Below are 26,594 nucleotides of genomic sequence, written 5' to 3'. Positions count from 1 at the left end.
AAAATGAACAAACACGACTGATGAATTTCGATCCTTGCTAAACGCGACCGCGTCGGCAGGGGATGTTTTGATTTCATTCAGGAGTGCTTATGGCTCATTTTGCGCAGTCCCCTTCTTTTATTTTGCATCAGGTCACCTGTCAGTTTGCGACGGGCGATATTCTTTTTGGCCCGCTGAACCTCTCTCTGGAGACATCCCTGTGTGCGCTCGTTGGTCGTAATGGCAGCGGGAAAACGCGTCTGCTGCGCATGCTGGCGGGGCTGGATGAACCTGCCAGTGGTCATATTGAGCGTTTTGCCTCACATGTCTATGTGGCACAACAGCAGGATATCTCCCCACAGACAACGCTTGCTGAACTGCTTGGTTATGAGGCGATTTTTGCAGCGCGTAAGCGCATCGATCGCGGCGATTACCAGCCTGACGATCTGGAGATGCTTGACGGCTACTGGGATTTAGCAGAACGCCTGAACGAGGCGTTTCTCCAGGCGAAACTGCCACCGTTTGACCCCGATAAACCTGCCGCCGAATTCAGCGGTGGCGAGCGGATCCGTGCCCTGTTGTGCGGTGCATTTACGGCTGAGGCGGATTTCCTGTTGCTGGATGAACCCACCAACCATCTGGATCGACAAGGCCGGGCGTGGTTTTACGACCAGTTGAGCCGTTATCAGGGCGGCGTGCTGGTTGCCTCTCACGATCGTGAGCTACTGGCGCAGGTGCCACGTATTCTTGAGCTGAGCGCCTCCGGGCTGCGCAGCTACGGCGGCAATTATGCAGACTATAAACAGCAACGGGATGCCGAACAGCAGGCTGCCCGCGCGGCGCTGGAGCATGCGGCAACGGAGCGCAAACGCACTCGCGCGCGAATGCAAAAAGAGCATGATGACAGCCAGCGGCGTTCGGCGAAGACCATACGCACGGTCGATACCCTGAATATCGCGTCGTTTGAGCGGGTCAAATATAAAGCGGCGGCAAAAGAGCGTATCGGCTCGTGGAAAAAACAGCACAGCGATCAAAACGATGCGCTGAATGCCGCGGTAAACAAGGCGCGGGAACGGGTTGAAGAAGACGCCCCGATCATGTTTACCCTGCCGGGAAGCCAGATTGCTGAGGGAAAACAGGTGCTGGTGCTGGAGGAACTGCAATTGCCGCATGTTTCACTTCCACCAATGAACTGGCGGATGGACGGCCCGATGCGCGTGGCGCTCAGGGGGCCCAATGGCTGCGGTAAATCAACGCTGTTAAAAGTTATCCTCGGTGAAACCGCACCCCGTGCAGGCAGTTGTAAGGTATCGGTGACGTGTGCGTATCTCGATCAGCACCTGTCGCAGCTGGATCTGACGCAGTCGGTGATGGCACATCTCAATCTGAGCAATACGCCGCTGGAAGAGGGGACGCTGCGCACCCGCCTGGCACAGCTTCAACTGGGGGCGGATAAAGTCTCACTGCCGCTGGCAGAATTGAGCGGAGGTGAGCGTCTGAAAGCCGCCCTGGCCTGCGTGTTGTGGCGCGAGCACGCCACGCAGCTTTTACTGCTTGATGAACCGACCAACCATCTGGACCTGGCATCGGTCCAAGCGATTGAAGCGGCGCTGGCCGGTTTCCCCGGAGCACTGCTGGTGGTGTCCCATGATGAAAGCTTTCTGCAAGGGTTGGCGTTAACGCATGAACTGGTGTGGGAGGAGACGGGCTGGCGTTGTGAAGGCCTTTAAAACACAAACCCCCGCAAAGGCGGGGGCGGTAATTCACGGTACTGCATCACGCTATCTGTTTGCTGAGTGCAGGGTTGGCCTGAATCAGGCGCATCAGCTTTAACTCGGTTGGCGTGGGTTTCTCTCGTTTCGACTCCCACTCCAGCACCATCGCTACGCTGACACCCATCGCTCTGGCGAATTCATCTGTTTTTAAACCTGTCCCTTTGCGCAATTGCTCATATTCTGTAAAGGGATTGGATTTCTGTTGCAGGGTCACTGTCTGCGGTACATCTTTAAAAATAATCTGTTCCAGGCTGCTCAGCAGCTCAAACTCAGGATCTTTATATTCCATTGAGAACTCCTCTTAAATCACACACCGGGATCAAGAACATCAGAGAGCCCATTAAGAATAGTCCCTAATACAAACGAAGGATCATCACGCTTGTGATTAATCGTGCGGTAACGATCGCTTTATCCGTTTCAGCTATGCGGATAGTTATGCTAATTACCTGATTAACCATATGTCGGCTTCGCCAGGTATTTTTTTGTAAAGAGTAAGAAATAAAATGGCAATAGCCGTTTTGCATGAAAAGAGTATCTTGCAGCGCTGACCTGGACTATCCTTGTCAGCGTTGGGCACGCGTGTGCCGATGTGCGCTTTTTTGGGTGAAAGGAGTAATGAAATGGCGACAGGAAAGTCCTGCTCTCGCTGGTTTGCGCCTATTGCGGCGTTGTTGATGGTTGTTAGCCTGAGTGGGTGTTTTGATAAAGAAGGCGATCAGCGCAAAGCGTTTATCGATTTTCTGCAGAATACAGTGATGCGCAGCGGCGAGCGTTTGCCGACGCTGACTGCGGATCAGAAAAAACAGTTTGGCCCCTTCGTGTCTGATTACGCCATTCTGTATGGTTATTCACAGCAGGTAAGCCAGGCGATGGACTCCGGCATTCGTCCGGTTGTGGATAGCGTTAACGCCATCCGTGTCCCGCAGGATTATGTCACCCAACGTGAACCGCTTCGCCAGTCTAACGGTGCGCTCGGCGTGCTGAGCCAGCAATTGCAGAACGCGAAAATGCAGGCTGATGCGTCACGTTCCGCGCTGAAACAGGGCGACGATCTCAAACCGGTCTTCGACAAAGTGTATGAGAAAGTGGTGACCAAACCTTCGGATGCCCTGCAACCGCTGATCCCCGCCGCGCAGATCTTCACGCAGCAGTTGGTTCAGGTAGGGGATTTTATCTCCCAGCAGGGAACGCAGGTGAGCTTTGTTGCCAACGGTATTCAGTTCCCAACCTCGCAGCAGGCGAGTCAGTACAATACGCTGATTGGGCCGCTGGCCTCTCAGCACCAGGCCTTTAGTCAGGCGTGGAGCGCAGCCGTCGCTGCCACAGAATAAACCGAAAAAACCCCGCTTCAGGCGGGGTTTTTTACTTATGACTAAAATAACGCTTGTCATTCCTCTACCACATCGGTATAACTGTTCGCGTCGGTTTGTTACACAGACCTAAAGCAGTTTAGTAAAGCAGTCCAGATTGTTATCCATAGATACCCTTCGTAGTGACCCTTCCTTCATCGCTTAAAAATCTGTAACGCAACCCATCAAGCCGGAAGGCACAATATATTTGTTAATTAAGGTAATTCTATGTCTGCTAAAATGACTGGTCTGGTAAAATGGTTCAACGCTGATAAAGGTTTCGGCTTCATCACTCCTGACGATGGCTCTAAAGACGTGTTCGTACACTTCTCTGCTATCCAGAACGATGGCTACAAATCTCTGGACGAAGGTCAGAAAGTGTCCTTCACCATCGAAAGCGGCGCTAAAGGCCCAGCAGCTGGTAACGTTGTAAGCCTGTAAGCTTCCAACCCAGTAGCAAAGAATTTAAAAACCCGCCTTCTGGCGGGTTTTTTCGTTTCTACTGTTGAACCTGTGGATTGACGCAGTTTTTCTCCACGTTTCCGTTCAGCGCGGCGATCAGATTATCTACCGCGGTGGCCGCCATGTTGTAACGCGTCTCGTGCGTCGCAGAACCAATATGGGGCAGCGCGACCACGTTAGGCAGCGAAAGCAGCGGCGAATCCACCGGCAGCGGCTCCTGTTCAAACACGTCCAGACCGGCCGCATGGATCTCACCGTTTTGTAGCGCCTCAATTAACGCCTTCTCATCCACGACCGGGCCACGACCCGCATTGATGAAAATGGCGGATTTCTTCATCTTTTTAAACGCCGCTTTGCCAATCAGATGCCGGGTTTCGTCCGTCAGGGGCAGGATCAGACAGACAAAATCCGCTTCCTGCAACAGTGTATCCAACTCGCAATAGCGGGCGTTAAAGCGTTCTTCGGCTTCGCTGTGATGGCGACGCGCGTTATACAGAATCGGCATGTTAAAACCGAAATGCGCACGCTGCGCCAGCGCCAGGCCGATCCGGCCCATGCCAACAATCCCCAGCGTTTTGCCATGAACATCCACACCGAACCAGTCCGGGCCGATGCTTTTTGTCCACTCGCCCGCTTTGACGCGCTCGGCCACCTCCACCACGCGGCGGGCAGTGCAGAGCATCAGCGCCATCAGCGTGTCGGCCACGGTCTCCGTCAGGGCATGTGGCGTATGCATCAGCAGGATGTTGCGCGCGTTGAGGGCGTCCACGTCAAAATTGTCGTAACCCACGGAAACGGTTGAGGTAGCACGAAGCTTCGGCATTTTTTCCAGCAACGCGACATCCACTTTTTCGCTTGAACCCAGCAGGCCTTCGGCCCGGGCGAACGCCCCGGCGTGTTGTGCCACCGTCTCCGGGCTTAGGTTCTTCACCTGCGTGATGGCGAAGTGTTCTTCCAGGCGTTTTTGCAGATCATCAGGCAGTGCTTTATACAAAATGACGGACGGCTTCATGCTTATCTCCGTTGATTTTTAATGATTCAGGCGTGGCGTGCGCCGACGGGGAGTTGTTGATTATTAGCAGGCTTAACAATCAGAGTAAGCCATACTGAGGCGAAAAGCGCCACTCCCATGAAGATGTATGAGGCTGACGGGCTGCCGGTTGCACCGTTCAGGTAACCGACGAACCAGGAGCCGCAGAACGAACCGAGCGCACCCATACTGTTAATCAGTGCCATCGCGCCGCCTGCCACATTACGCGGCAGCATCTCCGGGATGATGGCGAAGAAGGGACCATACGGGGCGTACATCGCCGCACCGGCAATCACCAGCAGCGTATAGGAGATCCAGAAGTGGTTTGCGCCCACGGCCCAAGAGCCGATGAAAGCAAAGGCAGCGATCAGCAGCAGTGGCCAGACAAACAGCTTACGATTTTGCAGTTTGTCCGATGCCCAGGAGACGATGATCATCGCGATAGTTGCCGCCAGATAGGGCACGGAGGAGAGCCAGCCGACTTCCACCATACCGAGATTTTCCCCGCCGCTGCGGATAATTGACGGCAACCACAGTACGAAACCGTACACGCCGATACTCCAGGTAAAATACTGCGCGCACAGCAGGATCACGTTGCGGGAGCGGAAGGCTTCGCCATAGTTACGCACCGCCTTCAGCCCTTGCTGCTCTTTATCCAGCTGCGCCTGCAGTGCGGCTTTTTCATCTTCGGAGAGCCATTTCGCCTGAGCAGGCTTATCTTTTACCAGCACCCACCAGCAGAAGGCCCAGATGATTGCCGGCACCCCTTCGATGATAAACATCTCGCGCCAGCCGAACGACTGGATCAGGTAGCCGGACACCACTGACATCCACAGTACGGTGACCGGGTTACCGAGGATCAGGAAGGTGTTCGCACGGGAACGTTCAGATTTGGTAAACCAGTTGCTGATGTAGATCAGCATTGCGGGCATCACCGCCGCCTCAACTACCCCAAGGATAAAGCGAATAGCGGCCAGGGCAGGGATATTATTGACCACGCCGGTCAGTGACGCGCAGGCACCCCACAGGATCAGACAGATGAAGATCAGCTTACGCACGCTGCGGCGTTCGGCATAGATCGCGCCGGGGATCTGGAAGAAGAAGTAGCCCAGGAAGAAGAGGGCGCCCAGCAGAGACGAAATACCTTTGGTGATCCCGAGGTCTTCGGTGATCCCCGCGGCGGATGCGAAACTGAAGTTGGCACGATCAAGGTACGCCAGGCTGTACGTGATAAACACGATTGGCATGATGTACCACCAGCGTTTTACTGCATTGGTCGAACTGTTCATAGGCTTGCCTCTGTTGTTGAGGTGGTTACCGCCGTTGTCTGTAGGGTACACGGTGGTTTAATTATATGTGCGGGTCGTTGCCCTCACCCTGGCCCTCTCCCATGGGAGAGGGATTTACTCGTTAAGCTGTGCGCGCGTCGGCAATCCTTCACTGTCACCCTGCACCTGAATGGCCAGCGAGCCGATCCAGTTGCCCCGCGCGATGGCCTGCGGCAGCGGTTTGCCTTCCAGCAGGGCGCTAATGACCCCGACGGCAAAGCCATCGCCCGCGCCGACGGTATCGACTACGTTCTCAACCTTCACGGCCGCGACCGCGCCCTGTTCACCATCCGCGGTTTTAAACCATGCGCCATCGGCACCTGTTTTCAGTACCACCGCTTTTACCCCTTTATTCAGGTAAAAATCGGCAATCCCTTCCGGCGTGTTTTCACCGGTGAGGATCACGCCTTCTTTCACCCCCGGCAGAACCCAGTCCGCCTGGAATGCCAGACGGTTCAGCTTCTCGACCATCTCCGCCTCGCTTTTCCACAACACCGGGCGCAGGTTAGGATCGAAAGAGATCGTTTTCCCCTGAGCCTTCATGGTGGTCGCGGCATGATCGAGCAGCTCATACGAGCTGGCCGACAACGCGGCTGCCACACCGCTCAGGTGCAGATGGCGTGCACTCGCAAAGTACTCGGCGTGATAATCTTCCACCGAGAGATGGCTTGCCGCCGACCCTTTGCGGAAGTATTCCACGATGGGATCGGTTCCATTTTCGACTTTAGATTTAAGCTGAAAGCCGGTCGGGAAGCGTCCATCGAGCGTTACGCCTGCGGCATCAATCCCCTCTTTTTTCAGCGAATCAAGAACGAAGTGACCAAAGCTGTCGTCACCCACGCGGCTGACCCAGCCTGTTTTCAGACCGAGGCGCGCCAGCCCCGTTGCCACGTTCAGCTCTGCGCCTGCCACGCGTTTGATAAAGTGCTCAACCGTGCTCAGCTCACCGGTTTCGGTAGCGACAAACATCGCCATGGCTTCACCGATAGTTATCACATCCAGTGTCTTGTGCATGGTTTACTCCTCGCGCAGCAGGTTAACGTAATGCCGGGTGACAGCGGTTAAGTCCGCCCCTTCCAGCGGGAACTCGATCCCGCGTGGGGCATCGGCAGGCAACTGACTGAGCAGGGCCAGCCAGCGCGCATCGGCGCGATCCGGCGCGACGGCGCGGAACTGCGCTTTATGCGGTACAGCGGCTTTCACGTGGATATAGCTGACCGCCGGAGCCAGACGGGTTGCCGCTTCTTCCGGCGAGTCGCCGACCCACAGCCAGTTACCCATGTCGAAGGTCAGCGTGACGGGGAGCGCCATTTCCCGGCAGGCGGCCTGGAAGCGCTGCATCGGCGCAAGCTGGCCGCAGTCGGTCTGGTCGTTTTCCACCACCAGTGCCATGCCGCTCTCATTGAGCAAAGTGCGCAGGGCGGTAAGCGGCCGGGTGCCGCTGAAATGTCCCAGGGATACCTTCAGCCACAGCGCGTTGAGCGTGCTGGCTTCGGAAAGGTAGCGGGGAAGGTCGGGGTTGAGGGTACCGTCGGGCATAAACAGGGGGGCGGGGGCGGAATAACACGCCAGCAGGCCCAGCAGCTCAATGGATTCACCCAGCGCAGGCAGCGCCTGTAGCTCTTGGCTGTTGAACAGCTCCCGGCGGATCTCTACGCCATCGGCACCCGCACCGGCAATCACGGGCAGCATCGCCCGTTGGCCGCCAGCCTGTCGCACCTGATCCGCACCATACGCGGCGGTGACCACCATTATTTTTCTGCCCATTCAGGAACTCCATCAAACGTACATCGATACTATTACGCTAGATGGAACCGGTTCCAAAGAAAAGTTCAGGATGTTGAATTTATGATCGTCATCACAAGGGGAAATTAACGGGCGGTGGAGCCGCGGACAATCAGCTCGCCAGAAAAGACCTGCTCGCGTACGGCATCGCTGATCCCTTCAATGCGACGAACCACTTGTTCAACAGCGGCATAGCCGATTTGCCAGGTCGGCTGTTTGAGCGTGGTGATGCCTACCCCGGCCAGTTCTGCCCACTCCAGTTCATCGAAGCCCAGCAGGCCGATATCGCTGCCCCAGTGCAGGCCAATGCGTTTGAGCGAGCGGGCGACCTGAAGCGTCAGCGCCCCATTGGCCGAAATCACAGCTTTGCGCATCCCGCGATGGCGCGTGTGGAACTGACGCAGGGTATTGTCGAGCTGGTCGGCTTCATGAAGCGGAGTTTCGGCGTTTTCGGCGATCACTCCGGGATAACGCTCCAGGGTGGCACGAAATGCATTCAGGCGCTCGCGACGGGTATTCACCATGCCCAGCGGCTCGCTCAGGAACAGAATTGCTTCGAAGCCCTGTTCGATCAGATGCTCGGTTGCAGTCGTGGCCGCCTGGGTATTATCCAGCCCGACGACGTCGCAGGCGAACTCCGGGATTTTACGATCGATGAGCACCATCGGCAGGGAAGACTGTTGCAGCCGGTTTAACCCTTCCTCACGCATACCTACGGCATTGACCACGATACCTTCCACCTGGTAGCTGCGCAGCAGATCGAGATAATGCAGCTCCTGGTCCACCTCGTTGTTGGTATTACAGACCAGCGGGGTAAAACCTTTCTCGCGACAGGCGGCTTCGATACCGCTCAGCACGTTTACCGAGTAGGGGTTGGTAATATCGGCGATGATAAGCCCGATAAGGCGGGTACGGCCACGTTTAAGTCCGCGCGCCATGATGCTGGGGCGGTAGTCGAGATCGGCAATGGCCTGTTCAATACGTGCCAGCAGCGCATCGGAAAGCAGGTGTTTCTCGCCGTTGAGATAGCGTGAAATACTGGTTTTACCGGTTCTGGCGGCTTTCGCCACGTCGCTGATGGTGGCCCGCGTTGGTTTGCTCATCACTGAATTCCCTGACTTTAGTGAGAATACCTTAGCGGGAAAATCAACGTTGGCAAGTGGTTCATGTCGGGGTGTGCGGTCTGATGCCCTCACCCCGACCCTCTCCCACGGGGCTGAGGAATCCCCACTAATTTTTTATTAGTGGTTTCAGAGGATTAGAATGAATATTTTGCGAGCAGTTAGATTCACTCAGCTCGTAGACAGACAGAAAACGCTCATAAATGTGCATCTTCTGTCGAGTTATCGGTTGTTTTTAGCTCCATTTTTGAACAATAAACAACCATTTATCCATATCTAATTTTCTGGGGATTCCTCAGCCCACGGGGAGAGGGGGAAATGCGATTACTGAATTGGACTTAACGTAATTTCAACGCGACGGTTCTGCGCTTTGCCTTCCGCCGTGCTGTTGCTGGCGATAGGGTTTGCCGGGCCCATACCGCTGGTGCGGATACGGTTCGCTTCAACGCCCTGGGTGATCAGCGAGCTGGCCACGGAATCCGCACGCTGCTGAGACAGACGCATGTTCAGCTCCTGGCTGCCGGTGCTGTCGGTGTAGCCAATCACATTTACGGCGGTCTTGTTGTACTCTTTTAGCACCATCGCCACGCCGGTCAGGGTATTCGCACCGGCAGGTTTCAGCGTTGCGCTGCTGCTGTCGAAGGTCACGTTGTTAGGCATATTCAGGATGATGTTGTCACCGCTGCGCGTGACGCTCACGCCTGTGCCTTTCATTTTGTCGCGCAGCTTCGCTTCCTGCACATCCATGTAATAACCCACGCCGCCGCCGAGTGCTGCGCCTGCCGCTGCGCCAATCAGCGCGCCTTTACCGCGGTCTTTTTTGGAGGAGGAGAGCGCACCTACACCCGCCCCGACCAGTGAACCGATACCCGCGCCGATGCCGGATTTACCCGCTTCGCGTTCACCGGTGTATGGGTTTGTTGTGCAGCCAGAAACCGCCAGTGCACCGCTCACCAGAGCGGCAATAACGAGTACGCGTTTTTTCATCTTCTTTCCTTAATCCTTTTTATTCTTTGCCACGACGGACGTGGCAGTTGATTATGACGTCCGGATACGGAGAAAATTCCGGGGATAACTCTGAAATTTGTGACAAACCATAAACGGCCTCAATAACAAGACCGTAAACCTGCACGCAACCAGGAGCGCACGCTTTGAGCACCTCAACAAAAACCATTCTGACCGCCGCCCACTGGGGGCCGATGCTGGTCGAAACCGACGGCGAAAATGTCCTGTCTTCCCGTGGGGCATTGCCAACACAACACCCTAACTCTTTACAGACCGTCGTTCGCGATCAGGTGCACAGCAAAACCCGTGTGCGCTGGCCGATGGTGCGTAAAGGATTTCTGGCTTCGCCGGACAAGCCGCAGGGCATTCGTGGTCAGGATGAGTTTGTGCGTGTGAGCTGGGATGACGCGCTGGCGCTGATCCACGCCCAGCACAAGCGCATCCGCGACAGCTATGGGCCTGCATCCATTTTTGCCGGCTCTTACGGCTGGCGTTCTAACGGCGTACTGCATAAAGCATCGACATTGCTGCAGCGCTACATGAGCCTGGCCGGCGGCTACACGGGCCATCTGGGGGATTACTCCACCGGCGCGGCGCAGGCGATCATGCCGTACGTCGTCGGCGGTAATGAGGTTTATCAGCAGCAGACCAGCTGGCCGCTGGTACTGGAGCATACCGAGGTGGTGGTGCTGTGGAGTGCCAACCCTCTCAACACGCTAAAAATTGCCTGGAATGCTTCCGACGAGCAGGGTATTGGCTATTTTGATGCGCTGCGCAAGAGCGGTAAGCGCATCATCTGTATTGACCCCATGCGCTCTGAAACCCTGGATTTCTTTGGTGACAGTGCCGAATGGCTCGCCCCGCATATGGGGACTGACGTGGCGATGATGCTGGGTATCGCCCACACGCTGGTAGAGAAGGGCTGGCACGACGCCGACTTCCTCGCGCGTTGCACATCGGGCTTCGACAAATTCGCCGATTATCTGACGGGTAAAACGGATGGTGTTGCCAAAACGGCAGCGTGGGCAGCCGATATTTGTGGCATTCCGGCTGACAAGCTCCGTGAACTGGCCGCGTTGTTCCATGAAAACACCACGATGTTGATGTCCGGTTGGGGCATGCAGCGCCAGCAGTTTGGCGAGCAAAAACACTGGATGCTGGTGACGCTTGCCGCGATGCTCGGGCAAATTGGTACGCCGGGCGGCGGGTTTGGGCTCTCTTATCACTTCGCCAATGGCGGCAACCCCACCCGTAAAGCCGCCGTGCTGGCCTCCATGCAGGGATCGGTGAAGGGCGGCGTTGATGCCGTGGATAAAATTCCGGTGGCGCGTATTGTTGAAGCCCTGGAAAACCCGGGCGGATTTTATCAGCATAACGGTCTGGACCGCCATTTCCCGGATATTAAGTTTGTCTGGTGGGCGGGTGGGGCGAATTTCACGCACCATCAGGATACCAATCGTTTGATCCGCGCCTGGCAGAAGCCAGAGCTGGTGGTGATTTCGGAATGCTTCTGGACCGCCTCCGCCAAACATGCCGATATCGTGCTGCCGGCCACGACCTCGTACGAGCGTAACGATCTCACCATGACCGGTGACTACAGCAATCAGCATATGGTGCCGATGAAGCGTGTGGTCGCACCGCGGGATGAAGCGCGTGATGATTTTGACGTATTTGCGGAACTGAGCGAACGGTGGGAAGCGGGCGGTCGTGAGCGTTTCACCGAAGGGAAAACCGATCTTGAGTGGCTGGAAACGTTCTATCAGATTGCCGCTCAGCGCGGTGCGGCCCAGGGGGTGACGCTGCCGCCGTTTGCGGAATTCTGGGAAGCGAACGCGATTTTCGAAATGCCGGAGAGCGAGCAGAACGCGCAGTTTGTCCGTTTCGCCGATTTCCGTCGCGACCCGGAGAACCATCCGCTGAAAACTGAGAGCGGAAAGATTGTGATTTACAGTGAGCGCATTGCCCGCTTTGGGTACGCGGATTGTCCTGCGCATCCCACATGGCTTGAACCGGATGAGTGGCACGGCAATGCCCAGCCTGAGCAGCTCCAGGTGTTATCCGCGCACCCCGCGCATCGCCTGCACAGCCAGCTTAACTATTCGTCGCTGCGCGAGCAGTATGCGGTCGCCGGGCGGGAGCCGATCACGCTTCATGCTGAAGATGCCAAAGCGCGCGGGATTGCGGATGGCGATCTGGTGCGCGTCTGGAACCATCGTGGGCAGGTGTTGGCCGGAGCGGTGGTGAGCGACGGAATCAAACCTGGCGTGATCTGCATCCACCAGGGCGCGTGGCCGGACCTGGACGAGAGCGGTATTTGTAAAAACGGTGCCGTTAACGTACTGACCAAAGATCTCCCCAGCTCGAAGCTGGGGAATGGCTGCGCAGGCAATACGGCGCTGGCATGGGTTGAGAAATATCTGGGCCCCGAGCTTACTCTGACGGCGTTTGATCCGCCTGCCAGCTCATGATCCACGTCGGGTGTTGGGTGTCATCCTGCCAGGCGCTGTCTTCGATACGAAAGCCCTGAGCATGGTAGAAATTCACCGCCCGGACATTTTTTTGATACACCTCCAGGCTTAAATGCGGGAAGCGCTGTTGAACGTGGTTCAGCAGCGCGCGTCCGATGCCTTTGCCGATGTACGCCGGTGCGACAAATAGTGCGCCGACAAACTGAGACTGCATCACGCTGATAAACCCGTAAGGTTCGCCATCCTGTTCCCAGACCCAGGTTTCGGCCGACGGCAGATAAACGTCCCGCACCATGGCTTCGTTCTCTTTCCAGTAGCTCGCCTCAATAAACGGATGCGCTTCCGTGGTACTTTCAAGCCATAGGCTCAAAAGCGACGCGGTATTCTCACTTTGCCATTTGCGGATCATGATGGCCTCCCGGATGACAGAAGCAGCCGGTAACATGGTCATTGACCAGGCCACAGGCCTGCATAAAGGCGTAGCAGATGGTGGAGCCGACAAACTTAAAGCCGCGTTTTTTCAGCGCTTTCGAGAGTGCGTCCGAGGCCGGAGTCGAGGCGGGAATTTCCGCGAGCGTGGCGGCCTGCGTGATTTGCGGATCGTTATTCACAAACGTCCAGACAAACTCTGAGAACGATTCACCGTTTTGTTCCATTGCCAGGTAAGCGCGTGCGTTACCGATAATGGCCTGGATCTTACCGCGATGGCGGATGATGCCTGCATCCTGCACCAGTCGCTCCACGTCGTCGTCGGTCATCGCGGCGACCCGGACGGGATCGAACTGATGAAAGGCATTGCGGTAGTTTTCGCGTTTCTTCAATACCGTAATCCATGACAAACCCGCCTGCTGACCCTCCAGGCAGATCATCTCGAAAAGTTTTTTGCCGTCCGTTTCCGGCACGCCCCATTCCCGATCGTGATAGTCGATATAGAGCTGATCCTGGCTTACCCAACCGCAACGTTGCATCGGTTATCTCCCTTATGACACGGTTATCGCAAAAATTTCATTCCGTCAGGCTTGACGTGTGACCTGTAAAGACAATAGTTAATACAGGGCCATAAGCCCTAAAAACCTCTTCCTGAACAATGATAAAAATCGCCGAATTCGGCTCTCTCTGGAGTCGCTTTGATGATAAAAAAATTCAGTGGTCGCCATGCTGTTTCTGGCCTGGTGGGGATTTCAGCCTGTCTGCTTTCTGGTCACTCAGCATTTGCCTGGCAACAGGAATATATCGTTTCAGACCCGCAAAGTAATACGGCGGAACGCTATACATGGGATGCGGATCACCAACCGCGTTATGACGATATCCTGGCGGAGCGCATCCAGTCTTCGCAAAATGCGCCGGGGCTGGCTCTGAATCTGCCCTCTGGCTCGTCCTCCGCGGGGGCGATGAGCGTCGGCTGGAATTTTCCGCTGGCGGGCCATGTCACGACCGGCCCGGTGGTGGCATGGCGTTATGACGGCACCACGCCCATGATGATTAATGAGTTTGGTGATAGCGTGACAACCCAGGCGCTGACCGATTCCCTGTGGCATGCCAGCGTGAGTACGCTAGGCTGGCGCGTGGATACGCAATATGGCGAACTTCGTCCCTGGGCGCAGATTAGCTATAACCAGCAGTATGGTGAAAATCAGTGGAAATCCCAGTTCGGGATGCCGCAAACGCCTGCCCCGGCTCAAAATGGCAACTGGATGGATGTCACCGTAGGCACCGATATTCCTTTCACCTCGCACATGGCGGCGTATGCTTCCTTAGCGCAGGGGGAGGACAGCACGACGGGAGAGCAGTTTTTGTACACGCTGGGCGTAAGTGCAAATTTCTAACGTTGTTACTATTTTAAACGTCACGTTAACATCTTGAATACAATAACCGTGGGGGTTGTAGCGATAGCGGGCACTAACATTCTGTCGCTTCATTCCTCGGCAAGGTCGTTCATTCCCGATTCCAGGCATTTCATTCCGTTTCTCCTGCATCTCATGCCGTTTTCCCCCAGCTGGATCAGGGTTTTGTTTATCGTTGTCCTCAGCAAATTCCCTTACTTTCTCTTGCAGGACAACTGCCATGAATACATCTTCCTACAATCGTACACGCTGGCTGACGCTCTTTGGCACCATCGTCACCCAGTTTGCGTTGGGCTCGGTCTATACCTGGAGCCTGTTTAACAGTGCCCTTTCCGACAAGCTCGGCGCGCCGATCAGTCAGGTGGCGTTCTCTTTCGGTTTGCTAAGCCTTGGGCTGGCGCTGTCCTCTTCGGTTGCGGGCAAATTGCAGGAGCGGTTCGGCGTGAAACGCGTCACGATGGCCTCGGGGATCCTGCTGGGATTGGGCTTTTTCCTGACGGCGTATTCAAACAACCTGATGATGCTCTGGCTGAGCGCCGGGGTACTGGTTGGTCTGGCGGACGGTGCCGGTTATCTGCTGACCCTGTCAAACTGCGTCAAATGGTTCCCGGAGCGTAAAGGGTTAATCTCCGCGTTTGCCATCGGTTCTTATGGCCTGGGCAGCCTCGGATTTAAATTTATCGACTCTCATCTGCTGGCGTCGGTTGGCCTCGAAAAAACCTTCATGATTTGGGGGGTTATCGTTCTGGTGATGATCCTGTTTGGCGCGACGCTGATGAAAGACGCACCGCAACAGGAAGTGAAAACCGTTAACGGCGTGGTGGAGAATGACTTCACCCTGGCTCAATCCATGCGTAAACCCCAGTACTGGATGCTGGCGGTGATGTTCCTGACGGCCTGCATGAGTGGCCTGTATGTGATTGGTGTGGCGAAAGATATCGCGCAGGGCATGGTTAAACTGGATGCCATGACGGCGGCAAACGCGGTGACCGTGATCTCTATCGCTAACCTGTCTGGTCGTCTGGTGCTGGGTATCCTGTCCGACAAGATTGCCCGTATCCGCGTGATTACCCTTGGACAGGTGGTTTCACTGGTGGGTATGGCGGCTCTGCTGTTTGCGCCCCTGAATGAAGCGACTTTCTTTGCTGCGATTGCCTGCGTGGCCTTTAACTTCGGCGGCACCATCACGGTGTTCCCGTCACTGGTGAGCGAGTTCTTTGGTCTGAACAACCTGGCGAAAAATTATGGCGTGATTTACTTAGGCTTTGGCATCGGCAGCATTTGCGGCTCGTTAATTGCCTCGCTGTTCGGCGGATTCTATGTCACCTTCTGCGTAATATTCGCCCTGTTGATTATTTCACTGGCCCTGTCGACGACGATTCGGCAGCCGCAGCGCGAAGTGTTTAATGAAGCACATGCTTAACTTAAATTAAAGAGGCCTTAACGGCCTCTTTAACCTTTATTTGATATGCTTCCAGACTTGTTATTTTGTAAAAATTTGCACCGATCACATTCTCCGCTGCCACTTTTCTCTCCCGCTGTGGTCTACTTACGGCGCTTGTAGACGTTTCTGATAACGCTTTCTTACGCATTTACTTACTCTGTCCGCTTTCTCACTGAGATTCGGCGGGTCTTTATACCCCTTCCCCCAGGGTTGTTTGCATGAAATACATTAGGTCTATTACCCAGCAAAGATTGTGTCTGATGCTGGCTGTCTATATCGGATTATTTCTGAATGGCGCGGTGCTGTTCAGACGAGTGGAAGGTTATTTCGAAGACCTCACCGTAAGAAATGGAATTTTTGCCGCTATTGAAGTGTTCGGCTCCGTCCTCGCGACATTTTTCTTGTTACGCCTGTTATCTCTCTTCGGCCGTCGCACGTGGCAAATTCTGGCCTCGCTGGTGGTGATAATTTCCGCCGCCGCCAGCTATTACATGACCTTTATGAACGTAGTCATTGGCTACGGTATCGTTGCGTCGGTAATGACCACTGACATTGACCTCTCGAAAGAGGTTGTGGGTAAAGGCTTTATCGTCTGGACAATTTTAACCTGTCTGCTCCCACTCTTCTTTATCTGGAGTAATACCTGCCGCTATACGTTGTTACGCCAGTTGCGCACTCGTGGACAGCGGATCCGCACTGTCGCCGTGGTCCTGCTGGCCGGTTTGCTGGTATGGGCGCCTATCCGCCTGATGGAAAAACAGCAAAGAAAAGTCGAAAAAGTGACGGGCGTGGATATGCCAAGCTACGGCGGCGTAGTCGCCAACTCTTATCTGCCGTCCAACTGGCTGTCGGCGTTAGGTCTTTATGCCTGGGCGCAGGCGGACGAATCCAGTGATGTGAAATCGCTGGTTAACCCGGCCAAAAAATTCACTTACCAGGCTCCTGCTGATGGGCTGGATGATACTTACGTGGTTTTTGTTATCGGCGAAACGACGCGCTGGGATCATATGGGCATTCTCGGTTATGACCGCGATACCACCCCAAAACTGGCGCAGGAAAAGAATCTGGTGGCTTACCGCGGCTACTCCTGTGATACCGCTACGAAGCTGTCCTTGCGCTGTATGTTTGTGCGTGAAGGCGGTGCGAGCGATAACCCTCAGCGTACCCTCAAAGAGCAAAACGTGTTTGCTGTGCTGAAGCAGCTTGGCTTTAGCTCCGATCTGTTCGCCATGCAAAGCGAGATGTGGTTTTATACCAACACGTTGGCGGATAACATCGCGTATCGCGAGCAGATTGGCGCCGAGCCACGTAACCGTGGAAAGAGTGTCGATGATATGTTGCTGCTCCAGGAAATGTCACAGTCTCTAAAAAATCATCCAAAGGGAAAACATCTCATCATTCTGCATACTAAAGGATCACATTACAGCTATTACCAGCGTTACACGCGAGATTTCGCGAAGTGGCAACCGGAGTGTGTCAGCATTAATGCGAGCTGTAGCAAGGAAGAGTTGGTAAATGCTTTCGATAATACTGTTCTGTATGTGGATACGTTCCTGAGCCGTGTGATTGATGAGTTGCGTGATAAGAAAGCGATTGTCATCTATGCGGCAGACCACGGTGAATCCATTAACGAAAAGGAACATTTGCACGGTACGCCGCGTAAGCTGGCGCCGCCGGAGCAATTCCGTGTACCGATGATTATGTGGATGTCAGATAAGTACCTGGAGAACCCTGACAAAGCCAAAATGTTTGCTCATTTGAAACAGCAGGCAGAAATTAAGGTACCGCGCCGTCACGTTGAGTTGTACGACACCATCATGGGGTGCCTGGGTTATACCTCTCCGGACGGGGGGATTAACGAAAATAACAACTGGTGCAAACTGCCTGAAAGCAGCCAGAAAGCCGCGCAGTAGCTTGCCTGGCGAGTTTATCGCCAGTTGGATGGCTTTTTTAAATTAAGGGATTGACGGGGGCGCACCTCAGCAGTAAGATGCGCTCCGCATTCGGCGAGTAGCGCAGCTTGGTAGCGCAACTGGTTTGGGACCAGTGGGTCGGAGGTTCGAATCCTCTCTCGCCGACCACATTCAAAAAAGGGCTAACCGCAAGGTTAGCCCTTTTTGCATTAACGCTTTATTCGTCCAGATTAGCCAAAACACCTCTTAGTCCTGCTTCTTCCTGCCTGTTCGTGATTTTGTGACATAATCCATTGTATTTTTTTATATATAGATTGATCTTTTTTCGCGTTGCTTATGGATAACCTCAGCATTTTTCGCTGTGCGTTTTAACGTTCGCGGTATTTAGTGCTCAGATAATCACCGTTCTGCAAGAAAATTTACCCATTCTGAATAAAAGTTAATCACTGATTGTTGCGAAATATGAAGATATTTGTGCTGCAACATGACGAGTAGCATAAATTTCCCTGCTGAAAACTGGCGTACATAGTTTTTTTAATCTTTGTTTGCGGTTTCTCACACTCAGCGTAAATCCCCGTCACCTGTATTGACGTTTTCACATTCTGTTGACAGATTGTAGGGCACGAGGGGCATTTCAGGGACGATCTGCGCTGCAACTCCAACGCTCTTCTGAAAGGATTCTCCATCCCTTTAACGCCTTCGGGCATCACCGACCGGACCGGGTAAAAAATAAATAAAGGTCAGGCGGCGTAACACAACAAAGCAAAACATCACATTGGAGCAGAATAATGAGTATTTCCTTGAAGAAGTCAGGGATGCTGAAGCTTGGTCTGAGCCTGGTGGCTATGACCGTGGCAGCAAGCGTACAGGCAAAAACCCTGGTTTACTGTTCTGAAGGCTCGCCGGAAGGCTTTAACCCACAGCTCTTTACCTCTGGTACGACTTACGACGCAAGCTCTGTGCCGATCTATAACCGTCTGGTTGAATTCAAAACCGGCACCACGGAAGTGATTCCTGGCCTGGCGGAGAAGTGGGACGTCAGCGAAGACGGTAAAACCTATACCTTCCACCTGCGCCAGGGCGTGAAGTGGCAGGACAGCAAAGAATTCAAACCAACGCGCGACTTCAACGCCGATGACGTTGTGTTCTCCTTCGATCGTCAGAAAAACGCTCAGAACCCGTACCACAAAGTGTCCGGCGGCAGCTATGAGTACTTCGAAGGGATGGGTCTGCCAGACCTGATCGCTGAAGTGAAAAAAGTGGACGATAAAACCGTTCAGTTCGTGCTGACTCGCCCGGAAGCGCCATTCCTGGCTGACCTGGCCATGGACTTCGCCTCTATCCTCTCTAAAGAGTACGCGGACAACATGCTGAAAGCCGGCACGCCGGAAAAAGTGGACCTGAACCCAATCGGTACCGGTCCGTTCCAGCTGCTGCAGTACCAGAAAGACTCCCGTATTCTGTACAAAGCGTTCCCAGGCTACTGGGGTACCAAACCACAGATCGATCGTCTGGTCTTCTCCATCACGCCTGACGCGTCTGTGCGTTACGCAAAACTGCAGAAAAACGAATGCCAGGTTATGCCATACCCGAACCCGGCTGATATCGCCCGCATGAAGCAGGACAAGAATATCAACCTGATGGAGCAGGCTGGCCTGAACGTGGGCTATCTCTCCTTCAACACCGAGAAGAAACCGTTTGATGACGTGAAAGTGCGTCAGGCGCTGACCTATGCGGTGAACAAAGAAGCGATCATCAAGGCCGTTTACCAGGGCGCTGGCGTTGCGGCTAAAAACCTGATCCCGCCAACCATGTGGGGCTATAACGATGACGTTAAAGACTACACCTACGACCCAGAGAAAGCGAAAGCGCTGCTGAAGGAAGCAGGGCAGGATAAAGGCTTTACCGTTGAACTGTGGGCGATGCCGGTACAGCGTCCGTACAACCCGAACGCACGCCGTATGGCTGAAATGGTTCAGGCTGACTGGGCGAAAATCGGCGTTCAGGCCAAGATTGTTACCTACGAGTGGGGCGAGTATCTGAAGCGCGCCAAAGCGGGTGAGCATCAGGCAGTGATGATGGGCTGGACCGGTGACAACGGGGATCCGGACAACTTCTTCGCCACCCTCTTCAGCTGTGCGGCGGCAAAAGACGGCTCTAACTACTCTCGCTGGTGTTACAAGCCGTTTGAAGACCTGATCCAGCCGGCGCGTGCCACCGACGATCACAACAAACGTATTGAACTCTACAAGCAGGCACAGGTTGTTATGCACGATCAGGCTCCGGCTCTGATTGTTGCTCACTCCACCGTGTACGAGCCAGTGCGCAAAGAAGTGAAAGGCTACGTGGTTGATCCGCTGGGCAAACACCACTTCGAAAACGTATCTGTTGAATAATCAGTAGGGTGTTCTCCCTCTCCCTGTGGGAGAGGGCAGGGGTGAGGGGCTTGCATGCTAGTCCTCACCCTAACCCTCTCCTGCGGGAGAGGGAATTTACATTTGTGAGCAATACAGACGCCACGCCACTGGTCGTGCGTCTTCAGAGAGAATCCGGGTTATGTTGCAGTTCATCCTCCGACGTCTGGGACTTGTCATCCCCACGTTTATCGGTATCACCCTTCTCACTTTTGCCTTTGTCCATATGATCCCCGGCGACCCGGTAATGATTATGGCGGGCGAGCGTGGTATTTCCCCTGAACGTCATGCGCAGCTGCTGGCTGAACTCGGCCTCGATAAGCCGATGTGGCAGCAGTACCTCCACTATATCTGGGGCGTTATGCACGGTGACTTAGGGATTTCACTGAAAAGCCGTCTTCCGGTGTGGGACGAGTTCGTGCCGCGTTTTAAAGCGACACTGGAGCTTGGCATCTGCGCCATGATTTTTGCCACTGCGGTGGGTATCCCTGTCGGGGTGCTGGCTGCCGTTAAACGTGGCTCTATTTTTGACCATACCGCCGTGGGCCTAGCGCTGACCGGCTACTCCATGCCGATCTTCTGGTGGGGCATGATGCTGATTATGCTGGTCTCGGTGCAGCTTAACCTGACGCCGGTCTCCGGACGCGTCAGCGATATGGTCTTCCTCGATGATTCCAACCCGTTGACCGGCTTTATGCTGATTGATACGGCGATCTGGGGCGAAGAGGGCAACTTTATTGATGCGGTCGCGCATATGATCCTGCCGGCGATGGTGCTCGGCACGATCCCTCTGGCGGTAATCGTGCGTATGACCCGTTCGTCAATGCTGGAAGTGCTGGGCGAGGATTATATTCGTACCGCGCGTGCCAAGGGCCTGACGCGTATGCGAGTCATCATCGTTCATGCTCTGCGTAACGCCATGCTGCCGGTGGTGACCGTTATCGGTCTGCAGGTGGGTACGCTGCTGGCAGGGGCGATCCTGACCGAAACCATCTTCTCCTGGCCGGGCCTTGGCCGCTGGCTGATTGACGCGCTGCAACGCCGTGACTATCCGGTCGTGCAGGGCGGTGTATTGCTGGTCGCGACGATGATTATTCTCGTCAACCTGCTGGTCGATTTGCTGTACGGCGTGGTGAACCCGCGTATTCGTCATAAGAAGTAAGGGGCCATCATGTCACACGTTTCTGAAAATAAAGTGGTTGCTGCACCGGTTCCAATGACGCCGCTGCAGGAATTCTGGCACTACTTCAAGCGTAATAAAGGCGCGGTAGTGGGGCTGGTCTATGTCTCTGTCATGATCCTGATTGCCGTGTTTGCAAACGTGCTTGCACCGTATAACCCGGCCGATCAGTTCCGTGACGCGCTGCTGGCCCCCCCTGCATGGCAGGATGGCGGGAGCCTGGCTCACCTGCTGGGTACCGATGATGTGGGGCGCGACGTGTTGTCGCGTCTGATGTACGGCGCGCGTCTGTCGCTGCTGGTGGGCTGCCTGGTGGTGGTGCTGTCCCTGATCATGGGGATCATCCTCGGCCTGGTTGCGGGTTATTTTGGCGGTATTGTTGATAACATCATCATGCGTATCGTCGACATCATGCTAGCGCTGCCAAGCCTGCTGCTGGCCCTGGTGCTGGTGGCGATATTTGGCCCGTCGATCGGTAACGCCGCGCTTGCGCTGACCTTCGTGGCACTCCCTCACTACGTGCGTTTAACCCGTGCGGCAGTGCTGGTGGAAGTGAACCGCGACTACGTCACCGCGTCCCGCGTGGCCGGTGCCGGTGCGATGCGCCAGATGTTCGTCAATATCTTCCCGAACTGCCTTGCGCCGCTGATTGTTCAGGCGTCGCTCGGCTTCTCTAACGCCATTCTTGATATGGCCGCTCTTGGCTTCCTGGGCATGGGTGCGCAGCCGCCAACACCGGAGTGGGGCACGATGCTCTCCGACGTGTTGCAGTTCGCACAAAGCGCCTGGTGGGTTGTCACCTTCCCGGGTCTGGCAATTCTGCTGACGGTGCTGGCATTTAACCTGATGGGTGATGGTCTGCGCGATGCACTTGATCCCAAACTGAAGCAGTAAGAGGCACGAGATGGCGTTATTAAATGTAGATAAATTATCGGTGCACTTCGGCGATGAAGGCACCCCGTTTCGCGCCGTGGACCGCATCAGCTACAGCGTAAATCAGGGCGAAGTGGTTGGCATTGTTGGGGAATCCGGTTCCGGTAAGTCCGTAAGCTCACTGGCGATTATGGGGCTGATCGATTATCCGGGCCGCGTGATGGCGGAAAACCTGCAGTTCAATGGTCAGGATCTGAAGCGCATTTCCGAGAAACAGCGCCGCCAGCTGGTGGGCGCGGAAGTGGCGATGATCTTCCAGGACCCGATGACCAGCCTGAACCCCTGCTACACCGTGGGCTTCCAGATTATGGAGGCGATCAAGGTCCATCAGGGCGGTAACAAGAAAACCCGTCGTCAGCGGGCGATCGACCTGCTGAACCAGGTGGGGATCCCTGACCCGGCATCGCGCCTTGATGTCTACCCGCATCAGCTTTCTGGCGGGATGAGTCAGCGTGTGATGATCGCGATGGCAATTGCCTGTCGGCCAAAACTGCTGATTGCCGATGAGCCGACCACAGCGCTGGACGTGACCATCCAGGCGCAAATCATCGAGCTGCTGCTGGAACTGCAGCAGAAAGAGAACATGGCGCTGGTGCTGATTACGCACGACCTGGCGCTGGTGGCTGAAGCTGCACACAAAATCATCGTGATGTATGCAGGACAGGTGGTGGAGACCGGAAGTTCGCACGATATCTTCCGCGCACCGCGTCATCCGTATACCCAGGCGCTTTTACGTGCGCTGCCGGAGTTTGCCCAGGATAAAGCGCGTCTGGCGTCGCTGCCGGGTGTGGTACCGGGTAAATATGACCGTCCGCAGGGCTGCCTGCTGAATCCGCGTTGCCCGTATGCGACGGATAAATGCCGTGCAGAAGAGCCTGAGCTGAACCAGCTGGCTGACGGTCGTCAGTCGAAATGCCACTACCCACTCGATGATGCCGGGAGGCCAACACTATGAGTACGCAACAGGCCACCACGCAACAACCACTGTTGCAGGCTATCGACCTGAAAAAACACTACCCGGTGAAAAAGGGGATTTTTGCCCCTGAGCGCCTGGTGAAAGCACTGGACGGCGTCTCCTTTACCCTCGAACGCGGTAAAACGCTGGCGGTGGTCGGGGAGTCGGGCTGCGGCAAATCAACCTTAGGCCGTCTGCTGACGATGATAGAAACGCCTACCGGCGGCGAGCTCTATTATCAGGGGCAGGATCTGCTCAAGCACGATCCGCAGGCGCAGAAGCTGCGTCGCCAGAAAATCCAGATTGTGTTCCAGAACCCGTACGGTTCATTGAACCCGCGCAAGAAAGTGGGGCAGATTCTGGAAGAGCCGCTGCTGATTAACAGTAATCTCAGCAAAGAGCAGCGTCGTGAAAAAGCGCTGGCGATGATGGCGAAAGTCGGCCTGAAAACCGAGCATTACGATCGCTACCCGCATATGTTCTCTGGCGGCCAGCGCCAGCGTATCGCCATCGCCCGTGGCCTGATGCTCGATCCGGATGTCGTGATTGCCGATGAACCGGTCTCAGCGCTCGACGTTTCCGTGCGCGCACAGGTGCTGAATCTGATGATGGATCTGCAGCAGGAGCTGGGGCTGTCTTACGTATTTATCTCCCACGACCTGTCGGTGGTAGAGCATATCGCTGATGAAGTGATGGTGATGTATCTGGGGCGCTGCGTGGAGAAGGGGACGAAAGATCAGATCTTTAATAACCCTCGCCACCCGTACACCCAGGCGCTGCTCTCTGCGACACCGCGCCTGAACCCGGACGATCGTCGCGAGCGTATTAAGCTGACCGGTGAACTGCCAAGTCCGCTGAATCCACCTCCGGGATGTGCGTTCAACGCCCGTTGCAGTCGCCGCTTTGGCCCTTGCACCCAGCTACAGCCGCAGCTGAAAGATTATCGCGGTCAGTTGGTGGCCTGCTTTGCGGTCGATCAGGATGAAAACGGCGAAAAGCCGCAGGCGTAAACAAAAAAACCGGCGTTGAGCCGGTTTTTTTATGTCTGCTAACCTATTTCCGCAAACGAATCTGGTCGACAGCGTGCTTCTCGCTCTTGGTGAGGATCAGGCTCGCCCGCTCGCGGGTAGGGAGAATGTTCTCTTTCAGGTTTACGTAGTTGATCTCGTTCCACAGACCTGTCGCCACCTTCACCGCCTCTTCTTCAGAAAGCTGGGCGTAGTGATGGAAATAGGAGTCCGGGTCAGTGAATGCGCCTTCGCGGAACTTCAGGAAGCGGTTGATATACCAGCTTTGCAGCAAATCTTCCGGTGCATCGACATAAATAGAGAAATCGACGAAGTCAGAGACAAACACGTGATGCGGATCGTGAGGATAATCCATCCCACTTTGCAGCACATTTAACCCTTCCAGAATCAGAATGTCTGGCTGCACCACCGTTTTGTCTCCGCCCGGAATGCGATCGTAGATCAGGTGCGAATAGACCGGCGCCGTGACGTTAGGTACGCCGGATTTCAGGTCAGAGACAAATTTCACCAGACGGTGCATGTCATAAGAGAGCGGGAAGCCCTTCTTCTTCATCAGCCCACGTTCTTTTAACACCTCATTGGGGTGCAGAAAGCCGTCGGTGGTGATCAGCTCCACGCTGCGGTGTTCTGGCCAGCGGCTCAGGAGAGCCTGCAAGACACGCGCGGTGGTGCTTTTACCTACCGCCACGCTACCAGCAATACTGATGATATAAGGAATGCGCTGACCATTGGTTCCAAGGAACTGCTCCAGCACCGCCTGACGGCGCAGGTTGGAACTGATATAGAAGTTAAGCAAGCGTGAGAGGGGGAGATAAATTTCTGCCACCTCTTCCAGGGACAGATCTTCGTTTATCCCTTTTAACCGTGCGATTTCACCTTCCGTCAGCGTCATAGGGACGGAATCACGCAGGGCAGCCCACTGGCTGCGGTTAAAGTGAAGATAAGGCGTCATTAACGTTTGCTCTTTTTTGCTCATAAGCATGCTTCAGTGAGCCAGCATCACACTGCCGGATCATGGCTCATCACACAGTTAATTTTGGACAATGGGCAGGAGGTTAACACCAGATGACAGGAATAATAAGAAAAAAGATGGAAAGCGCTGCGTTACGCGGAAGCCGTCACGCTACGGTGTATGCGATGCAATTCGCTCATATATGTTGAATATTTGACCGTGAATGACTACTTTTACAGCGCTTGAGGCGTGGTTAGCATAAAATGTGAGCGAAAGAACGTTTTATGCAAATTTTTAGTTGCATGACCGCGCAGGTATCCATAGAATGCGCGCTACTTGATGCCGACTTAGCTCAGTAGGTAGAGCAACTGACTTGTAATCAGTAGGTCACCAGTTCGATTCCGGTAGTCGGCACCATCAAGTCCGGTGGGGTTCCCGAGCGGCCAAAGGGAGCAGACTGTAAATCTGCCGTCACAGACTTCGAAGGTTCGAATCCTTCCCCCACCACCACTTTCTGGCAGCGTAAATGCCGCCGGAGCTGGTTTAAAAGCTGAATCAGCTCGAACTTAAAAAGAGAGAAATCTCTTTTTTTGTTACAGAAAGAACTGGGTAGCCGAGTTTCAGGATGCGGGCATCGTATAATGGCTATTACCTCAGCCTTCCAAGCTGATGATGCGGGTTCGATTCCCGCTGCCCGCTCCAATACGTGCTGATATGGCTCAGTTGGTAGAGCGCACCCTTGGTAAGGGTGAGGTCCCCAGTTCGACTCTGGGTATCAGCACCACTTCACTTCTCCTTCCCGTTTCTCTCTGTTTCAATTTTACTTGATTCAACAGTTCAGGCATTTCGCCTGGTTGATGTGGTGATATCACCGATTTATCCGTGTCTTAGAGGGACAATCGATGTCTAAAGAAAAGTTTGAACGTACAAAACCGCACGTTAACGTCGGTACTATCGGCCACGTTGACCATGGTAAAACAACGCTGACCGCTGCAATCACTACCGTTCTGGCTAAAACCTACGGTGGTTCTGCTCGTGCATTCGACCAGATCGATAACGCACCAGAAGAAAAAGCTCGTGGTATCACCATCAACACCTCTCACGTTGAGTATGACACCCCGACTCGCCACTACGCACACGTAGACTGCCCAGGCCACGCCGACTATGTTAAAAACATGATCACCGGTGCTGCGCAGATGGACGGCGCGATCCTGGTAGTAGCTGCGACTGACGGCCCAATGCCTCAGACTCGTGAGCACATCCTGCTGGGTCGTCAGGTAGGCGTTCCTTACATCATCGTGTTCCTGAACAAATGCGACATGGTTGATGACGAAGAGCTGCTGGAACTGGTAGAGATGGAAGTTCGTGAACTGCTGTCTCAGTACGATTTCCCAGGCGACGATACCCCAATCGTTCGTGGTTCTGCTCTGAAAGCGCTGGAAGGCGACGCAGAGTGGGAAGCAAAAATCATCGAACTGGCTGGCTACCTGGATTCTTACATCCCAGAACCAGAGCGTGCGATTGACAAGCCATTCCTGCTGCCAATCGAAGACGTATTCTCCATCTCCGGTCGTGGTACCGTTGTTACCGGTCGTGTAGAGCGCGGTATCATCAAAGTGGGTGAAGAAG

Annotated in this window: 23 protein-coding genes and 5 tRNA genes; 18 read left to right on the top strand and 10 right to left on the bottom strand. The window is 54.7% G+C overall.

The features are described 5' to 3' along the window. The first annotated feature begins 89 nt into the window (after nt 1-89). Nucleotides 90-1,709 carry an ABC-F family ATP-binding cassette domain-containing protein gene (locus AC2FAK_RS18765; protein ID WP_058683599.1) on the top strand — a complete coding sequence of 540 codons (1,620 nt, stop codon included), beginning with the start codon at nt 90-92 and terminating at the stop codon, nt 1,707-1,709. A gap of 46 nt (nt 1,710-1,755) precedes the next feature. Here AC2FAK_RS18765 and AC2FAK_RS18760 read toward each other — a convergent pair whose 3' ends face one another. After that, the gene (locus tag AC2FAK_RS18760) at nt 1,756-2,043 is read right to left on the bottom strand and encodes an HTH-type transcriptional regulator (protein ID WP_013094972.1); all 288 of its coding nucleotides are present in this window, start codon (nt 2,041-2,043) and stop codon (nt 1,756-1,758) included. 331 nt (nt 2,044-2,374) lie between these two features. Between AC2FAK_RS18760 and AC2FAK_RS18755 the strand changes: the two genes are divergently transcribed. Both AC2FAK_RS18755 and cspE read left to right on the top strand, forming a co-directional pair. Next, on the top strand, nt 2,375-3,085 hold the full coding sequence (locus tag AC2FAK_RS18755; protein ID WP_013094974.1) for a DUF3053 domain-containing protein: 711 nt from the start codon (nt 2,375-2,377) through the stop codon (nt 3,083-3,085). A gap of 246 nt (nt 3,086-3,331) precedes the next feature. After that, nucleotides 3,332-3,544, top strand: a complete 213-nt coding sequence (gene cspE / locus AC2FAK_RS18750; protein ID WP_003860775.1) for a transcription antiterminator/RNA stability regulator CspE — start codon at nt 3,332-3,334, stop codon at nt 3,542-3,544. A 58-nt stretch (nt 3,545-3,602) separates the two neighbouring features. On the opposite strand, the gene ghrB is transcribed toward cspE, so the two are convergent. From ghrB to AC2FAK_RS18720, 6 genes are all read right to left on the bottom strand, one after another. Further along, nucleotides 3,603-4,577, bottom strand: coding sequence for a glyoxylate/hydroxypyruvate reductase GhrB (gene ghrB, locus AC2FAK_RS18745; protein ID WP_095453447.1), 975 nt, complete (start codon nt 4,575-4,577; stop codon nt 3,603-3,605). Nucleotides 4,578-4,603: 26 nt separating this feature from the next. Continuing rightward, entirely contained in the window at nt 4,604-5,884 is a 1,281-nt protein-coding gene (locus AC2FAK_RS18740; RefSeq protein WP_095453448.1) for an MFS transporter, read from the bottom strand. A 114-nt stretch (nt 5,885-5,998) separates the two neighbouring features. After that, nucleotides 5,999-6,937, bottom strand: coding sequence for a sugar kinase (locus AC2FAK_RS18735; RefSeq protein WP_095453449.1), 939 nt, complete (start codon nt 6,935-6,937; stop codon nt 5,999-6,001). Between the two features lie 3 nt (nt 6,938-6,940). Continuing rightward, complete coding sequence (locus AC2FAK_RS18730; protein ID WP_058681641.1) at nt 6,941-7,690, bottom strand: sugar phosphate isomerase/epimerase family protein; 750 nt, start codon at nt 7,688-7,690, stop codon at nt 6,941-6,943. A gap of 104 nt (nt 7,691-7,794) precedes the next feature. After that, nucleotides 7,795-8,811 carry a LacI family DNA-binding transcriptional regulator gene (locus AC2FAK_RS18725; protein WP_013094979.1) on the bottom strand — a complete coding sequence of 339 codons (1,017 nt, stop codon included), beginning with the start codon at nt 8,809-8,811 and terminating at the stop codon, nt 7,795-7,797. Nucleotides 8,812-9,153: 342 nt separating this feature from the next. Then, nucleotides 9,154-9,816 carry an OmpA family lipoprotein gene (locus AC2FAK_RS18720; RefSeq protein ID WP_013094980.1) on the bottom strand — a complete coding sequence of 221 codons (663 nt, stop codon included), beginning with the start codon at nt 9,814-9,816 and terminating at the stop codon, nt 9,154-9,156. 164 nt (nt 9,817-9,980) lie between these two features. Between AC2FAK_RS18720 and AC2FAK_RS18715 the strand changes: the two genes are divergently transcribed. Beyond that, nucleotides 9,981-12,302 (top strand): molybdopterin guanine dinucleotide-containing S/N-oxide reductase, encoded by a 2,322-nt coding sequence (locus tag AC2FAK_RS18715; protein WP_073971508.1) that lies wholly within the window; start codon nt 9,981-9,983, stop codon nt 12,300-12,302. On the opposite strand, the gene AC2FAK_RS18710 is transcribed toward AC2FAK_RS18715, so the two are convergent. Next, on the bottom strand, nt 12,265-12,711 hold the full coding sequence (locus tag AC2FAK_RS18710; RefSeq protein WP_013094983.1) for an N-acetyltransferase: 447 nt from the start codon (nt 12,709-12,711) through the stop codon (nt 12,265-12,267). The genes AC2FAK_RS18715 and AC2FAK_RS18710 overlap by 38 nt on opposite strands. Continuing rightward, nucleotides 12,689-13,270, bottom strand: a complete 582-nt coding sequence (gene tag / locus AC2FAK_RS18705) for a DNA-3-methyladenine glycosylase I (RefSeq protein WP_020686549.1) — start codon at nt 13,268-13,270, stop codon at nt 12,689-12,691. Before tag ends, AC2FAK_RS18710 begins: the two co-directional genes overlap by 23 nt. 159 nt (nt 13,271-13,429) lie before the next feature. On the opposite strand from tag, the gene AC2FAK_RS18700 reads away from it, so the two are divergent. The 9 genes from AC2FAK_RS18700 (at nt 13,430) to dppF (ending at nt 23,995) form a co-directional block, all read left to right on the top strand. Further along, nucleotides 13,430-14,128: an autotransporter domain-containing protein gene (locus AC2FAK_RS18700; RefSeq protein WP_095455554.1), complete on the top strand. Its 699-nt coding sequence runs from the start codon at nt 13,430-13,432 to the stop codon at nt 14,126-14,128. 238 nt (nt 14,129-14,366) lie between these two features. Continuing rightward, nucleotides 14,367-15,569, top strand: a complete 1,203-nt coding sequence (locus tag AC2FAK_RS18695; protein WP_057072700.1) for an L-lactate MFS transporter — start codon at nt 14,367-14,369, stop codon at nt 15,567-15,569. Between the two features lie 239 nt (nt 15,570-15,808). Next, a complete protein-coding gene (eptB, locus tag AC2FAK_RS18690; RefSeq protein WP_058661794.1) occupies nt 15,809-17,503 on the top strand; it encodes a kdo(2)-lipid A phosphoethanolamine 7''-transferase in 1,695 nt (564 codons plus the stop codon). Between the two features lie 91 nt (nt 17,504-17,594). After that, nucleotides 17,595-17,671, top strand: a tRNA-Pro gene (locus tag AC2FAK_RS18685). A 620-nt stretch (nt 17,672-18,291) separates the two neighbouring features. After that, nucleotides 18,292-19,899, top strand: a complete 1,608-nt coding sequence (gene dppA / locus AC2FAK_RS18680; protein ID WP_023620080.1) for a dipeptide ABC transporter periplasmic-binding protein DppA — start codon at nt 18,292-18,294, stop codon at nt 19,897-19,899. Between the two features lie 160 nt (nt 19,900-20,059). Continuing rightward, nucleotides 20,060-21,079 (top strand): dipeptide ABC transporter permease DppB, encoded by a 1,020-nt coding sequence (dppB, locus tag AC2FAK_RS18675; RefSeq protein WP_014830232.1) that lies wholly within the window; start codon nt 20,060-20,062, stop codon nt 21,077-21,079. Between the two features lie 9 nt (nt 21,080-21,088). Then, on the top strand, nt 21,089-21,991 hold the full coding sequence (dppC, locus tag AC2FAK_RS18670) for a dipeptide ABC transporter permease DppC (RefSeq protein ID WP_020684504.1): 903 nt from the start codon (nt 21,089-21,091) through the stop codon (nt 21,989-21,991). A 10-nt stretch (nt 21,992-22,001) separates the two neighbouring features. Further along, a complete protein-coding gene (gene dppD, locus AC2FAK_RS18665) occupies nt 22,002-22,985 on the top strand; it encodes a dipeptide ABC transporter ATP-binding protein (RefSeq protein ID WP_013094994.1) in 984 nt (327 codons plus the stop codon). After that, the gene (dppF, locus tag AC2FAK_RS18660) at nt 22,982-23,995 is read left to right on the top strand and encodes a dipeptide ABC transporter ATP-binding subunit DppF (RefSeq protein ID WP_014830234.1); all 1,014 of its coding nucleotides are present in this window, start codon (nt 22,982-22,984) and stop codon (nt 23,993-23,995) included. Before dppD ends, dppF begins: the two co-directional genes overlap by 4 nt. Before the next feature lie 43 nt (nt 23,996-24,038). Here dppF and coaA read toward each other — a convergent pair whose 3' ends face one another. After that, nucleotides 24,039-24,989: a type I pantothenate kinase gene (coaA, locus tag AC2FAK_RS18655; protein WP_013094996.1), complete on the bottom strand. Its 951-nt coding sequence runs from the start codon at nt 24,987-24,989 to the stop codon at nt 24,039-24,041. Nucleotides 24,990-25,306: 317 nt separating this feature from the next. Here coaA and AC2FAK_RS18650 point away from each other — a divergent pair. The 5 genes from AC2FAK_RS18650 to AC2FAK_RS18630 all read left to right on the top strand — a co-directional run. After that, nucleotides 25,307-25,382, top strand: a tRNA-Thr gene (locus AC2FAK_RS18650). Nucleotides 25,383-25,390: 8 nt separating this feature from the next. Next, nucleotides 25,391-25,475 (top strand) — tRNA-Tyr (locus tag AC2FAK_RS18645). Nucleotides 25,476-25,592: 117 nt separating this feature from the next. Continuing rightward, nucleotides 25,593-25,667, top strand: a tRNA-Gly gene (locus tag AC2FAK_RS18640). A 6-nt stretch (nt 25,668-25,673) separates the two neighbouring features. Next, nucleotides 25,674-25,749, top strand: a tRNA-Thr gene (locus AC2FAK_RS18635). A gap of 118 nt (nt 25,750-25,867) precedes the next feature. Continuing rightward, a partial coding sequence (locus AC2FAK_RS18630) for an elongation factor Tu (RefSeq protein ID WP_485453323.1) occupies nt 25,868-26,594 on the top strand: 727 nt, incomplete at its 3' end.

The organism is Enterobacter cloacae complex sp. 394F7, from assembly GCF_057320385.1.
The sequence above is the reverse complement of the archived record's forward strand: the minus strand, read 5'-3'. Positions and strand labels throughout refer to the sequence as shown.

What these genes read in the sequence shown, in the direction of transcription:
- AC2FAK_RS18765 (WP_058683599.1), top strand. Translation starts at nt 90, where the DNA reads ATGGCTCATTTTGCGCAGTCCCCTTCTTTTATTTTGCATCAGGTCACC.
- AC2FAK_RS18760 (WP_013094972.1), bottom strand. Translation starts at nt 2,043, where the DNA reads ATGGAATATAAAGATCCTGAGTTTGAGCTGCTGAGCAGCCTGGAACAG.
- AC2FAK_RS18755 (WP_013094974.1), top strand. Translation starts at nt 2,375, where the DNA reads ATGGCGACAGGAAAGTCCTGCTCTCGCTGGTTTGCGCCTATTGCGGCG.
- cspE (WP_003860775.1), top strand. Translation starts at nt 3,332, where the DNA reads ATGTCTGCTAAAATGACTGGTCTGGTAAAATGGTTCAACGCTGATAAA.
- ghrB (WP_095453447.1), bottom strand. Translation starts at nt 4,577, where the DNA reads ATGAAGCCGTCCGTCATTTTGTATAAAGCACTGCCTGATGATCTGCAA.
- AC2FAK_RS18740 (WP_095453448.1), bottom strand. Translation starts at nt 5,884, where the DNA reads ATGAACAGTTCGACCAATGCAGTAAAACGCTGGTGGTACATCATGCCA.
- AC2FAK_RS18735 (WP_095453449.1), bottom strand. Translation starts at nt 6,937, where the DNA reads ATGCACAAGACACTGGATGTGATAACTATCGGTGAAGCCATGGCGATG.
- AC2FAK_RS18730 (WP_058681641.1), bottom strand. Translation starts at nt 7,690, where the DNA reads ATGGGCAGAAAAATAATGGTGGTCACCGCCGCGTATGGTGCGGATCAG.
- AC2FAK_RS18725 (WP_013094979.1), bottom strand. Translation starts at nt 8,811, where the DNA reads ATGAGCAAACCAACGCGGGCCACCATCAGCGACGTGGCGAAAGCCGCC.
- AC2FAK_RS18720 (WP_013094980.1), bottom strand. Translation starts at nt 9,816, where the DNA reads ATGAAAAAACGCGTACTCGTTATTGCCGCTCTGGTGAGCGGTGCACTG.
- AC2FAK_RS18710 (WP_013094983.1), bottom strand. Translation starts at nt 12,711, where the DNA reads ATGATCCGCAAATGGCAAAGTGAGAATACCGCGTCGCTTTTGAGCCTA.
- tag (WP_020686549.1), bottom strand. Translation starts at nt 13,270, where the DNA reads ATGCAACGTTGCGGTTGGGTAAGCCAGGATCAGCTCTATATCGACTAT.
- AC2FAK_RS18695 (WP_057072700.1), top strand. Translation starts at nt 14,367, where the DNA reads ATGAATACATCTTCCTACAATCGTACACGCTGGCTGACGCTCTTTGGC.
- eptB (WP_058661794.1), top strand. Translation starts at nt 15,809, where the DNA reads ATGAAATACATTAGGTCTATTACCCAGCAAAGATTGTGTCTGATGCTG.
- dppA (WP_023620080.1), top strand. Translation starts at nt 18,292, where the DNA reads ATGAGTATTTCCTTGAAGAAGTCAGGGATGCTGAAGCTTGGTCTGAGC.
- dppB (WP_014830232.1), top strand. Translation starts at nt 20,060, where the DNA reads ATGTTGCAGTTCATCCTCCGACGTCTGGGACTTGTCATCCCCACGTTT.
- dppC (WP_020684504.1), top strand. Translation starts at nt 21,089, where the DNA reads ATGTCACACGTTTCTGAAAATAAAGTGGTTGCTGCACCGGTTCCAATG.
- dppD (WP_013094994.1), top strand. Translation starts at nt 22,002, where the DNA reads ATGGCGTTATTAAATGTAGATAAATTATCGGTGCACTTCGGCGATGAA.
- dppF (WP_014830234.1), top strand. Translation starts at nt 22,982, where the DNA reads ATGAGTACGCAACAGGCCACCACGCAACAACCACTGTTGCAGGCTATC.
- coaA (WP_013094996.1), bottom strand. Translation starts at nt 24,989, where the DNA reads ATGAGCAAAAAAGAGCAAACGTTAATGACGCCTTATCTTCACTTTAAC.